Here is a 12,494-nt window from a genome sequence, read left to right on the forward strand (position 1 = left end):
ATTTTTTCCACCTCGCTATTCAGGACACCCCGCCATGAGCATCAAATCGGACAAGTGGATTCGCCGCATGGCGCAGGAACACGGCATGATCGAGCCGTTCGTCGAGCGCCAGGTGCGCGGCAGCGACGACAGCCGTGTGATCTCCTACGGTGTGTCGAGCTACGGCTACGATGTGCGTTGCACCAATCATTTCAAGGTGTTCACCAACATCAATTCGGCCATCGTCGATCCGAAGAACTTCGACGCCGGCAGCTTCGTCGACGTTCACAGTGACGTCTGCATCATCCCGCCGAACTCCTTCGCCCTGGCCACGACCGTTGAATACTTCCGTATTCCGCGCAATGTCCTGACCATCTGCCTGGGCAAAAGCACCTACGCCCGTTGCGGCATCATCGTCAACGTCACCCCGCTCGAGCCTGAGTGGGAAGGCCAGGTGACCCTGGAGTTCTCGAACACCACCAACCTGCCGGCGAAGATCTACGCCAATGAAGGTGTGGCGCAGATGTTGTTCCTCGAATCCGACGAGGAATGCGAAGTCTCCTACAAGGACCGTGCCGGCAAGTACCAGGGCCAACGTGGCGTGACCCTGCCGCGCACCTGAGCCGTCCATCCGGCAGTTACCGGGAATTCTTCGGCGGGTAGACACTCTATGGGGTGTACTGCCCGTTTCGCGAACAGCGCAACGGGCCTTCGCCGAGGAGTGCTCCATGAAGATCGATCCGCAAATCACTGCCGAACTGGCAAGGCTCGAGCCCAATCAGGTTGGCGTATTGGCCTGGTCGTTGTTGGCACACCCGCCCATCACCACGGCCGGCGGAATCCCTCACCAGCCTGATCCCGACACCCCCAACGAAGAGCCGACCGAACCCGGCGAGCCTACGTTGCCGGATAAACCGCCACCGGCGCCCGTTGCCTGATCCGTGAGTGAATGCATGGCCCGTCGGCTGATGTCCTGAAAGACTTCAGCCGACGGGCCATATTTCGTTATGGGGGCCCTGCCGGCAGGGCTGCGGGCTTACTTGAGGTTGCCGCTGAGAAACTGCTTCAGGCGTTCGCTCTTCGGATTACCCAGCACTTCCTCCGGCGCGCCTTCTTCTTCCACCAGCCCTTGGTGCAGGAACAGCACCTGGCTCGACACCTTGCGCGCAAAACTCATCTCGTGGGTCACCATGATCATGGTCCGGCCTTCCTCGGCCAGGCCCTGAATCACCTTCAGCACTTCGCCGACCAGTTCCGGGTCGAGTGCCGAGGTCGGCTCGTCGAACAGCATGACTTCCGGCTCCATCGCCAACGCGCGGGCAATGGCCACCCGTTGCTGCTGGCCGCCGGACAGGAAGGCCGGGTACTGATCGGCCACCCGTGCCGGCAAGCCAACCTTGTCCAGATAACGACGGGCGCGGTCGTCGGCCTCCTGTTTGCTGCAGCCCAGCACCCGGCGCGGGGCCATGGTGATGTTCTCCAGCACGGTCATGTGGCTCCACAGGTTGAAGTGCTGGAACACCATCGCCAGCCGCGTGCGCAGGCGTTGCAGTTCATTGGCGTCGGCGACGTGCATGCCGTGGCGGTCGGTGACCATGCGGATCGCCTGGCCGTCGAGGCTCATCGCGCCGTCGTTGGGTTGTTCGAGAAAGTTGATGCAGCGCAAAAAGGTGCTTTTGCCCGAGCCGCTGGCGCCGATCAGACTGATCACGTCACCGGTCTTGGCCTTGAGCGAAACGCCTTTGAGCACCTGATGGTCGCCATAGCTTTTGTGCAGGCCTTCTACGGTCAGTTTGTACATGGGACAGGCATCCTCAAGGCGAAAGTAAGTAGCCGCTGCGATAGGCTTCGGCGCCCGCGACGTGGGCGATCACCATGCCGGCCGTCGCCATGCGCCGCAGCGAGCGGGCATAGAGAAGACCGGAAGCGGTGCAATGGACTGGCGTGACCCGGTCGGTGATCGGGTCAATGATTTCGGCGATTTTCTGCCCGGCTTCCAGGTACTGGCCGGGCGTGGCTGTGTACACCAATAGCCCGCCGAACGGTGTCACGACCGGCTCTACACCCGCCAGCGGCGTGGCGGGGAGCGGCAGATCCGGCAGGGGTTTCGGCTCGCCGGCGATGGCGCCGAAGTGAATCAGGTAATCGAGCAAGGCTTCACAGTCACGGCTGGCCAGCGGATGGGTGACGTCCCCCTGGCCGCGAAGTTCGACGGTGACCGAGAAACTGCCAAGCGGAATCTCGAAGTGTTCGCCGAAGCGCTCCTTCAATTGCCACCACAGCAGGGTGAAGCACTCATCGAACGACTGGCCGCCGGAATCGGTCGCCAGCAGGCTCGCCCGGGATTCGATGTAGCGCGCCAGCGGCTCGACCTGCGGCCAGGCCTCGGGCGTGGTGTAAAGGTGGACGACGGATTCGAAATCGCAGTGCAGGTCCAGCACCATGTCTGCGTCACAGGCCAGCCGTTGCAGGGTCAGGCGCTGGGATTGCAGCTGAGTCGTGGCGGTGTGGCGGGCGAGGGCGTTGCGCAGGCTGGTGCGGATCAGTTCCAGGTTGCGCTGCGGGTCGTCGCAGAGCTGCGATTCGATCTCGTTGCCGATCTCTTCGCTGAGGTCGACGAACCAGCGGTTGAAGTTCTGCCCGCTCTCCAGCTCGTAACGGCCCAGTGGCACGTCCATCAGCACTTGCTCGAGGCCGACCGGGTTGGCCACCGGCACCAGCACGATTTCGCTGCGCAGGCGGCCGGCGGCTTCCAGCTCCGCCAGGCGCTGCTTGAGGTGCCAGGCCACGAGCATGCCGGGCAGTTCGTCGGCGTGCAGCGAGGACTGGATGTAGATCTTGCCTTGGGCCCTGTCCGGGCCGAAGTGGAAGCTGTGGATCTGTCGTGCGGTCCCCGGCAGCGGGGCCAGCAGGTCATGTATCTGGTGGCGCATTGCAGAGAGGTCCTAGTGAGTCGGCCCGAGGAAGGCCAGCCATCGGCGTTCGGCGAGGCGGAACAGGCCGACCAGCGCAAAGGTGATGGTCAGGTAGATCAGCGCGGCGATGCCGAACGACTGGAACGTCAGGAAGGTCGCCGAGTTGGCGTCCCGCGCGACTTTCAGGATGTCCGGGATGGTCGCGGTGAAGGCCACGGTGGTCGAGTGCAGCATCAGGATCACTTCGTTGCTGTAGTACGGCAGCGAGCGACGCAGTGCCGACGGCATGATCACGTAGGCATACAGCTTCCAGCCGGTCAGGCCGTAGGCCTTGGCCGCTTCGACTTCGCCGTGGTTCATGCTGCGGATGGCCCCGGCGAAGATCTCCGTGGTGTAGGCGCAGGTGTTGAGGGCAAAGGCGAGGATCGTGCAGTTCATCGCATCGCGAAAGAAACTGTCGAGCAGCGGCTGGGCGCGCACGGCGGCCAGGCTGTAGATGCCGGTGTAGCAGATCAGCAGCTGGATATAGAGCGGCGTGCCACGGAACAGGTAGGTGTAGAACTGCACCGGCCAGCGGATGTAGAAGTGCGACGAGACACGGGCGATCGACAGCGGAATCGACACGATGAAACCGAAGAAGATCGAAGCGCTGAGCAGCCACATCGTCATCGCCAGCCCGGTGATGTTCTGGCCGTCGGTATAAAGGAAGGCTTTCCAGTAGTCCTGCAGGAGTTCGATCATCGTACGGCCTCCCGGGCACCGGCGGCGTAGCGGCGTTCGAGCCAGCGCAGGATGACGTTGGAAACACTGGTGATCAGCAGGTAGATCAAGGCGGCGAGTACCAGAAAGAAGAACAGTTGATAGCTGCTTTTACCGGCGTCCTGGGCAGCCTTGACCAGATCGGCCAGGCCGATGATCGAGACCAGCGCGGTGGCCTTGAGCATCACCATCCAGTTGTTGCCGATGCCGGGCAGGGCGAAACGCATCATTTGCGGGAACACCACGTAGCGAAAACGCTGTCCGCGCTTGAGCCCGTACGCAGTGGCGGCTTCAACCTGGCCACGCGGTACGGCGAGGATCGCGCCACGGAAGGTTTCGGTGAAATACGCACCGTAGATAAAGCCCAGGGTCAGGACCCCAGCGCTGAACGGATTGATTTCGATGTATTCCCATTCCATGTAGTCGGTGAGCGTCGTCAGCCAGGTTTGCAGGCTGTAGAAGATCAACAACATCAGCACCAGGTCCGGCACCCCGCGAATCAGCGTGGTGTAGAGCTGGGCAGGCAGGCGCAGCAGTTTGACTTTTGACAGCTTGGCACTGGCACCGAGCAGGCCGAGCAACACGGCCACCAGCAGCGACAACGCCGATAATTTGATGGTCATCCAGGTGCCTTCCAACAGCAAAGGACCGAAGCCCTTGAGGCTGAAGGCGGAGAGCCCCAGATTTTGTAAGAGGTTTTCGAACATAAATCAGCAACCTGACTGAATGAAAAAGGCGCCCATCGAGGATGGGCGCCGGGGCATTATTTGCCGCTGTACAGATTCAGATCGCCAAAGTGTTTCTTTTGAATCTCGGCGTATTTGCCGTCGTCGTGTAACGCTTTGATACCTTTATCCAAAAGCGCTTTCAGCTCGGTGTTACCTTTCTTAATACCGACAGCGGTTTTGGCTGGCAGCAACGGTGCGTCAACCGGCTCGCTGACTGCGTATTCGGCGCCCTGTGGCGACTTCAGAAAGCCCAGTTCGGCCTGCAGCATGTCCTGAATGCCCGCATCGAGACGGCCGGAAGTCAGGTCGGAATACACCTGATCCTGGTTGGCGTAGGCCTGGGTTTTCACGCCGGCCTTGTCCAGCACGGCTTTGGCATAGGCTTCCTGAATGGTGCCTTGCTCGTAGCCGACGGTTTTGCCTTTCAGGGAGGCCACGTCGTTGGTGATGCCCGAACCTTTCTTCGACACATACGCAGTCGGGCCGGAGAACAGCTCGCTGGAGAAGTCGATGACTTTTTCGCGGGCTTCGGTGACGGTCATCGACGAGATCACACCGTCGAATTTATTGGCCTTGAGGCCTGGAATCATGCCGTCGAAGTCGCTTTCGACCCATTTGCACTTGACCTTCAGCTCGGCGCAGATCGCGTTGCCCAGGTCGATGTCAAAGCCCACCAGACTGCCATCGGCCGCTTTCGACTCGAACGGTGCGTAGGAAGGGTCAACGCCAAAACGCAGCTCTTTGTATTCCTTGGCCAGTGCGGAACCGGCGGCCATGCACAACGCCAGTGCAGAAAGGGTCAGCAATGCTTTTTTCATTATTCAATCCCTAAGAACCAATATGAGCGCTTGTGGCGCAGAATTATTGTTACTGGAACGCTTACGACTTATAGAAAGTAGCAATTTCCGAACCAGAGTCCCGAACAAGTGTTTTAAAAGGTGTAGGAAGTGAGGGCGCAGCCGCAACAGTGCCCGAAAACGGGCACCGAAAAAGCGTTGCACCTTTTAAGCGCAGGAAGGGCTTTTACGGGACAGGAATCAGACCAGCAGATCCTGCAAGGTCGCCAGACTGTCCGCTTCGTCGACGGTCTTGTCCTGGCGCCAGCGCAGCATGCGCGGAAAGCGCACGGCGATGCCGCTCTTGTGCCGGCGCGACAGGGCGATGCCTTCGAAACCCAGCTCGAAGACCAGGCTGGGCGTCACGCTGCTGACCGGGCCGAATTTTTCCACGGTGGTCTTGCGCACGATGCTGTCGACTTCGCGCATTTCCGCGTCCGAGAGCCCGGAATAGGCCTTGGCGAAGGGCACCAGTGCGCGCGGGCTGGCGCCGGGCGGGCCGTCCCATACCGCGAAGGTGTAATCGCTGTACAGGCTGGCGCGCCGGCCATGCCCGCGCTGGGCGTAGATCAGCACCGCGTCGACACTGAACGGGTCGACTTTCCATTTCCACCAAACGCCCATGTCCTTGGTGCGACCGACGCCGTACATCGCGTCCCGGGCCTTGAGCATCATGCCCTCGACGCCCAGTCGCCGGGAGGCTTCGCGTTGACGGGCGAGGTCGAACCAGTCGCTGCCGGTCAGCACCGGGGAGGGCAGCAGCACCGGGTTGTTGCACTGCGCGATGACGTGCTCCAGTTGTTCGCGGCGTCGGGATTGCGGTTGGTTGCGCCAGTCTTCGCCCTGCCATTCCAGCAAGTCGTAGGCGAGGACGACCACAGGCACGTCTTCGAGGATTTTCCTGTCCAGGGTCTTGCGGCCGATCCGTTGCTGGAGCAGGGCAAAGGGTTGCACCGCCGGTGGCGCTGTCGATTGCGGGTCGAAGGCGTCTTCGGTGGTGGGATGCGGGTTTTTCCAGACCACGATTTCACCGTCGATCACCGTGCCGTCGGGCAAACCGTGGACAAGGGTGTCGAGTTCGGGGAAGCGCTCGGTCACCAGTTCTTCGCCTCGGGACCAGATCCACAGGCGTCCATCACGCTTGACCACTTGCGCGCGGATGCCGTCCCACTTCCATTCAACTTGCCAGTTGCTGGCCGGGCCGAGCAGGGCTTCGAACTGTTCGACCGGTTGTGACAGACCGTGGGCGAGAAAGAACGGATAAGGCTGACCGCCGCGTTGGGCGTGCTCGGTGGTGGATTCGGGGGCGATCAGTTTCAGATAACTGGCGGCGTTCGGCCGGTTGGACAGATCGGTGTAACCCACCAATCGTTGCGCCACGCGTTTGCTGTCCAGCCCGGCCATCGACGCGAGGGCGCGGGTCACCAACAGTTTAGACACGCCGACCCGAAAACTGCCGGTGATCAGTTTGATGCACAGCATCAGGCTCGGCCGGTCGAGTTGCGCCCACAGTGCCGGCAACTGCCGAGCCAGGTACTCCGGGGTTTCACCGCGCAGGGGCAGCAGTTTCTGTTCGATCCATTCGGCGAGACCGGCCTCGGAGGTGTGCGGATTTTCCGGCAGTACCAGCGAGATGGTTTCCGCCAGATCGCCGACGGCTTGATAGCTCTCTTCGAACAGCCACGGCTCGAGCCCGGACACCTCGACCGCCAGATCACGCAGGATTCGCACCGGGATCAGTTGCCGTGGTCGTCCGCCCGACAGAAAGTACACCGCCCAGGCCGCATCCTGCGGCGCAGCCGTGGCGAAGTAGCGTTGCATGGCCGCCAGTTTCGCCTTGCTGGAGGTGGTGGCATCGAGTTCGGCGTACAACCCGGCGAAGTCTTTCATGGTTGCACCTCGGCAACGGCGGGTTCGACGGCGATGTTGTCTTGTTCGTCGTCACCGTATTCGGTGTTGAAGCCTTGGGCGTCCAGCCCTTGTTCGCGCAGGTGGCGGACCAGCACGGCGATCGATCCGTGGGTGACCATCACCCGTTCGGCGCCGGTCTGTTCGATGGCCCACAACAGGCCGGGCCAGTCGGCGTGATCCGAGAGCACGAAACCGCGATCCACGCCGCGCCGCCGACGGGTGCCGCGAAGGCGCATCCAGCCACTGGCGAAACTGTCGCTGTAGTCGCCGAAACGTCGCATCCAGCTGCTGCCACCGGCCGAGGGCGGGGCGATGACCAGCGCCTGACGCAGCAACGGATCGTTTTTCTTCACGTCGCCGGCGTAGATCGTCGGCGGCAGATACACACCCGCCTCGCGATAGACCCGGTTCAGCGGTTCCACCGCGCCATGGCTGAGGATCGGGCCGAGGGTTTCGTCGATGCCGTGCAGGATTCTTTGGGCCTTGCCGAAGGAATAGCAGAACAGCACGCTGGTCTTGCCGGCCTCGATATTCGCCTGCCACCACTGGTTTATCTCGCCGAACACTTGCGCTTGCGGCTGCCAGCGGTAGATCGGCAGGCCGAAGGTCGATTCGGTGATGAAGGTGTGGCAGCGCACTGGCTCGAAGGGCGCGCAGGTGCCGTCGGGTTCGATCTTGTAGTCGCCGGACGCAACCCAGACTTCACCGCCGTATTCCAGACGTACCTGACCCGAACCCAGAACGTGCCCGGCGGGGTGAAAACTCAAGGTGACACCGTGGTGAGTCAGGCGCTGGCCGTACTCGAGCGTTTGCAGGTTGATGTCCTGACCCAGTCGCGCGCGCAGAACCCCTTCGCCGGCGCTGGCGGCCAGATAGTGATTGTTGCCGGTGCGGGCATGATCGCCGTGGGCATGAGTGATCACCGCGCGTTCGACCGGGCGCCACGGATCAATGTAGAAATCCCCGGCGGGGCAGTACAGGCCTTCGGGGCGGGCGATAACAAGGTCCATGGCGTTACCGGAATGGAGGGACTTGTTAGCTATGAGGTTTGCGCGAAGTCAGAAGTTCGATTGTTTTTTCGGGTCATCACAAAACCCTTGTGGGAGCCAGAAGACTGGTTCCCACAAGGGGATCGCGCTTACTTGCCGGGAGTGAGGGTCAACCGCGTCTTGCCATACACCCGATCAAAGTTCTGCGGCTGCATCGGCAGGCCGATGTACTGGCCCTTGAGCCACGGATCGATGCCGTTCAGGTAGTTCGGGCTCACCGGGTTACCCGATTGCCCCGTACCGTTCTGGCCCATCAGCGGTTCGCTCTGACCGAAGTCGACGATAAAGCGCATCGATGGCGCACGAGTGGTGTTGAAGTCCTGACCCCAGGCAAACGCCGCCGTATTCAACGTCGTGTGATCGCCACCGGCCGCGAGCGGGCCACGAACGGTCTGGCCGCTGGCATTCTTCCACTCGTAGCGGTGCAGTTTGCCCCACTGCCAGGCTTTGTGATCGCCACCCAACTGACTGTCGCCGGCGCTGATCGCTGCCGCCAGACTGCGGGCGAGGATGGCCGGTTTGTCTTCTTTTTGCGGCGTGCGGGCGTCGTCCCAGAACGGACTGTCTTCGCGGCCCAGCAGGTGGTCGGCCTGGGCGGCGTAGGACAGATCGCCATTGGCGATAAACGCCTTCCACGCCGGGCTGCTTTGCGGGCCAAGCTCGTCGAGGAAGATCTGCTTCATGCTTTCCTGCAGGAACAGCTCGTAGATCGCCGCGTCAGCGGAAGTCGGGCTGAGCTTGCCGTCGAACGCCATCAGACGGGTGAAGGCCTCGCGGGCCTTGCTGCGGTCGGCTTCCGGCAGGGCGTCGATCGCCTGTTTCAGCGGCTGCGCCATGCCCGGGGCTTCGAACATCTTCTTCAGCTTGGCGGCGAAGGTGGTGGTCTGGTCGTACTGCATGGCGATCATGCTGCGGCCGTCATGCTTGGCGCCGCCGGCCAGTTCGGCCAGGCGCTCGCCACGTTCCGGCGCTGCCCAGGAGTTGGACAGTTGCATGCCGTAGCCGTGAGGAATGACGCGCTGGTTGGCGGTGCCGAGCCAGCCTTGGCTCGGGTCCTGATCGTAGGGGTGCAGCATCGGGTCGGCGTAACCGTCCCAGTCGTAGCGACCTTCCCAGCCCGGCGATGGCAACAAACCTTCGCCTTCACGGCGATTCGGGAAACGTCCAGTGACTTGCCAACCGATGTTGCTGGCATCGGCAAATACCAGGTTCAGCGCGATGGCGCGGATTTCCCGGCTGGCGTCGGACGCGCGTTCAACGGTTTGCGCGCGGCTCAGATCGAAAAACGCATCGAGGGATTTGTCATCGGTGAAGCTCGGGGTCTGCAATGCCAGGCCGAAACCTGCGCCTTGAGCAGCGGCCTGGGCACTGTTGAGCAGCGCGCCGTGGCGGGTTTCGTACACCGCTTCGCGAATCGGCCGCTGGCCTTTGACGAAATAGGTTTCGTTGCGCACGCCCAGTGGCTGCCATTTGCCGTTGACCTCGTAGGTCAGGCTGCTGCCCTGGCGACGGATTTTTTCCAGGAACAGGTCCTGGTTGTCGCCGAACACGCTGGTCAGGCTCCACGCCACTTTGCCGTTGAATCCGCCCAGCACCATCGGCAGACCGGCGACGGTCACGCCGGCGGCCTGATATTTCGGTGCGTGAATCTGCACGAAACTCCACAGCGACGGCGCGGCCAGCGGCCCATGACTGTCGCTGGCCAGCAGGCTTTTGCCGCTGCGGCTGCGTTGCGGGGCAATCGCCCAGTTGTTCGAAGTGCTGGCGCCGAGCAGGTTCATCGCCGCCAGTTGTTCGCTGGCGTTGCTCAGTTCGCTCAGGCCGGGAATCTGCCCGTTGAGCTTGATGCCTTGCAACTTGTCAGCTTCGGCCACCGGCAGGTTTTCGTCAGGGGCGGACGGGGTCAGCCACGCGAGTTTGTCGGTGGTGACGGTCTGCGCCAGCACCAGTGAAGCGATTTCTTCCGGCAGGTTGGCCGACTGGCTGAAGTTCAGCAGGCAGAAAATCAGCGCCGAATCTTCCGGTTTCCAGTACTCCGGCTTGTAGCCACTGGAGGCCAGATCACCCGGCAACTTGTCGGCGTAGCGGAACAGGTAGGCGTTGACGCCCCGCGCATAGACCTCGAAGAAGCGCTTGAGCCGTGGCGACGAGGCCTTGTACAGCTCGCCAGCGCTTTTCTTCAGGTTGACGGCGCGCATGTAGCGGTCGGCGTCGAGCATCGACGAACCGGACATTTCCGCCAGACGACCCTGGGCCAGCAGGCGCAGGGTGACCATTTGATTGATGCGGTCGCTGGCGTGCACGTAGCCGAGGGCGAACAACGCGTCATGGAAGCTGTTGCTTTCGATCAGCGGCATGCCCATGGCATTGCGGCGTACCGAAACGTTCTGCGCCAGGCCCTTGAGCGGCTGTACGCCGGAGGTGGGCGGGAGGGTGTCCTGAGCGTTCCAGGTCTGGCAACCGGAGAGGCTCAAGACACCGGTCACTGCTGCGGCAACGCCGAACCGGGGAAGAAAATGTGAAAGGGCTGGCGAGGCCATGGCAAAGCTCCTGCGGGGGTGTAGAGGCTGGGGGCGCAATAAAGCCGCTACGTTAGTGAGCAGGAGGGGGCCGCGCAAGCGGGGCGAGCGGTTATTTCTTCCCGTTGATCGTTCCCGCGTACGGGAACGATCAGGCCGGGTGATTCAGGCCTTCGGCGGATTGATCTTCTGCACCAGCGCGTAGGCCTTCACGGTCGCCGGGCGATCCTTGATGTGGTTGAACCAGCGCTGCACATTCGGGAAGTCTTCCAGGTTCTGGCTCTGCCATTTGTGGGAGACGATCCACGGGTAGATCGCCATGTCGGCGATGCTGTATTCGCTGCCGGCGACGAACTCATTGTGGGCCAGTTGCTTGTCCAGCACCCCGTACAAACGGGCGGTTTCATCGATGTAGCGCTTGATCGCGTAGGGGATTTTTTCCGGGGCGAACTGGCTGAAGTGATGATTCTGCCCGGCCATCGGCCCCAGCCCGCCCATCTGCCAGAACAGCCATTGCAGCGCCACCTGGCGACCACGCAGATCCTTGGGCAGGAACTTTCCGGTCTTTTCCGCGAGGTACAACAGAATCGCCCCGGACTCGAACAGTGACAACGGCTCGCCGCCATCGGCCGGTTCATGATCGACGATGGCCGGGATGCGATTGTTCGGGGCGATCTTCAGGAAGTGCGGCTGGAACTGCTCGCCCTGGCTGATGTTGATCGGGTGCACGTTGTAGCGCAGGCCGGCCTCTTCGAGGAACAGGGAAATCTTGTGGCCGTTGGGCGTGGTCCAGTAATACAGGTCGATCATGGAAAGCTCCAAATCAGGAAAATGGCTTACGTGCGGACAGCAAACGCCGGCTTCAGGTTGTCCTGTGTGCGTTCGATAGCTTGCTTAGTGACAGGAAGTGATGCTCAAGTGCGGGAAATTCAATGACCCCGCGTGAGAAAAATCGCCATGGAGCTTAAGGCCAACGCTGCACTGATCATCATCGACCAGCAAAAAGGCATTCTGGAGCCGCGTCTGGGGCGGCGGAATAATCCGTTGGCCGAAGAGCGAATCCTCGACTTGCTGAACTTTTGGCGGCGCAGCGGGCGGCCGGTGATCCACGTGCAGCACTTGTCGCGCTCGCCGGATTCGGTGTTCTGGCCCGAGCAGTCAGGTGTGGAATTTCAGGAAAGGTTTTTGCCGCAGGACGGCGAATGGCTGATCCGGAAACAGGTGCCGGACGCGTTTTGTGCGACGGGACTTGAAGCGAAGTTGCGTGAGGCGGGAATCGAGCAACTGGTGATCGTCGGCGTGGCCACCAACAATTCAGTGGAGTCCACGGCGCGCACAGCGGGCAATCTGGGGTTTGATGCGTGGGTGGCGGAGGATGCGTGCTTTACCTTCGACAAGGCCGATTATTTCGGCACGCCGCGTTCGGCTGAAGAGGTGCACGGGATGTCGCTGGGGAATTTGCATGGGGAATATGCGACGGTGGTTGGCACTGAGCAGATTCTGGCAGCAGGCTGAAAACCGCAGGTGACAGTGCTATCGCGAGCAGGCCCGCGATAGCGATCTAACGGGCGAAACGAATGTTCGCCCGAAACATCAAGCGCCGTGGCACTTCTTGAATTTCTTGCCGTTGCCGCATGGGCAAGGGTCGTTGCGGCCGACGTCTTTCAAGGCGTTGCGCACCGGTTCCTGGTGGGCGTGGCCGCAGTTCGGGCCGTGCACATGGCCATGGTCGTGATCATGGTGATGGTCATGATCGTGGTTGCAGTCAGGGCCATGGACATGAGGTTGCTGGGTCATC

General features: G+C 61.7%; 13 protein-coding genes. 3 read left to right on the plus strand and 10 right to left on the minus strand.

Annotation, left to right across the window (positions count from 1 at the left end):
* Window positions 1-34: 34 nt before the first annotated feature.
* Window positions 35-601, plus strand: a complete 567-nt coding sequence (gene dcd / locus IF199_RS06355; protein WP_007954988.1) for a dCTP deaminase — start codon at window positions 35-37, stop codon at window positions 599-601.
* Window positions 602-707: 106 nt separating this feature from the next.
* Window positions 708-917, plus strand: coding sequence for a hypothetical protein (locus IF199_RS06360; RefSeq protein ID WP_096819548.1), 210 nt, complete (start codon window positions 708-710; stop codon window positions 915-917).
* A gap of 98 nt (window positions 918-1,015) precedes the next feature.
* Here the strand turns inward: IF199_RS06360 and IF199_RS06365 are convergent, their stop codons facing one another.
* From IF199_RS06365 to IF199_RS06405, 9 genes are all read right to left on the minus strand, one after another.
* Complete coding sequence (locus tag IF199_RS06365) at window positions 1,016-1,780, minus strand: ABC transporter ATP-binding protein (RefSeq protein WP_096819547.1); 765 nt, start codon at window positions 1,778-1,780, stop codon at window positions 1,016-1,018.
* Window positions 1,781-1,793: 13 nt separating this feature from the next.
* Window positions 1,794-2,912: a succinylglutamate desuccinylase/aspartoacylase family protein gene (locus IF199_RS06370; protein ID WP_192559942.1), complete on the minus strand. Its 1,119-nt coding sequence runs from the start codon at window positions 2,910-2,912 to the stop codon at window positions 1,794-1,796.
* 12 nt (window positions 2,913-2,924) lie between these two features.
* Window positions 2,925-3,635 carry an ABC transporter permease gene (locus tag IF199_RS06375; protein ID WP_096819545.1) on the minus strand — a complete coding sequence of 237 codons (711 nt, stop codon included), beginning with the start codon at window positions 3,633-3,635 and terminating at the stop codon, window positions 2,925-2,927.
* Window positions 3,632-4,360 (minus strand): ABC transporter permease, encoded by a 729-nt coding sequence (locus IF199_RS06380; protein WP_096819544.1) that lies wholly within the window; start codon window positions 4,358-4,360, stop codon window positions 3,632-3,634. Before IF199_RS06380 ends, IF199_RS06375 begins: the two co-directional genes overlap by 4 nt.
* Window positions 4,361-4,416: 56 nt before the next feature.
* Entirely contained in the window at window positions 4,417-5,199 is a 783-nt protein-coding gene (locus tag IF199_RS06385) for a transporter substrate-binding domain-containing protein (RefSeq protein WP_096819543.1), read from the minus strand.
* 219 nt (window positions 5,200-5,418) lie between these two features.
* Complete coding sequence (locus tag IF199_RS06390) at window positions 5,419-7,107, minus strand: ATP-dependent DNA ligase (RefSeq protein WP_192559943.1); 1,689 nt, start codon at window positions 7,105-7,107, stop codon at window positions 5,419-5,421.
* The gene (locus IF199_RS06395; RefSeq protein WP_192559944.1) at window positions 7,104-8,138 is read right to left on the minus strand and encodes a ligase-associated DNA damage response exonuclease; all 1,035 of its coding nucleotides are present in this window, start codon (window positions 8,136-8,138) and stop codon (window positions 7,104-7,106) included. The genes IF199_RS06390 and IF199_RS06395 overlap by 4 nt, the downstream gene beginning before the upstream one ends.
* Window positions 8,139-8,266: 128 nt before the next feature.
* On the minus strand, window positions 8,267-10,717 hold the full coding sequence (locus IF199_RS06400; protein ID WP_192559945.1) for a penicillin acylase family protein: 2,451 nt from the start codon (window positions 10,715-10,717) through the stop codon (window positions 8,267-8,269).
* A 144-nt stretch (window positions 10,718-10,861) separates the two neighbouring features.
* Window positions 10,862-11,506: a glutathione binding-like protein gene (locus IF199_RS06405; protein ID WP_192559946.1), complete on the minus strand. Its 645-nt coding sequence runs from the start codon at window positions 11,504-11,506 to the stop codon at window positions 10,862-10,864.
* A 147-nt stretch (window positions 11,507-11,653) separates the two neighbouring features.
* On the opposite strand from IF199_RS06405, the gene IF199_RS06410 reads away from it, so the two are divergent.
* The gene (locus tag IF199_RS06410) at window positions 11,654-12,211 is read left to right on the plus strand and encodes a cysteine hydrolase family protein (RefSeq protein WP_192559947.1); all 558 of its coding nucleotides are present in this window, start codon (window positions 11,654-11,656) and stop codon (window positions 12,209-12,211) included.
* A gap of 78 nt (window positions 12,212-12,289) precedes the next feature.
* Here IF199_RS06410 and IF199_RS06415 read toward each other — a convergent pair whose 3' ends face one another.
* Complete coding sequence (locus IF199_RS06415; protein ID WP_003198420.1) at window positions 12,290-12,493, minus strand: SEC-C metal-binding domain-containing protein; 204 nt, start codon at window positions 12,491-12,493, stop codon at window positions 12,290-12,292.
* Between the last annotated feature and the right edge of the window lies 1 nt (window position 12,494).

Source organism: Pseudomonas allokribbensis, assembly GCF_014863605.1.
Taxonomy (GTDB): Bacteria; Pseudomonadota; Gammaproteobacteria; order Pseudomonadales; family Pseudomonadaceae; genus Aquipseudomonas; species Aquipseudomonas allokribbensis.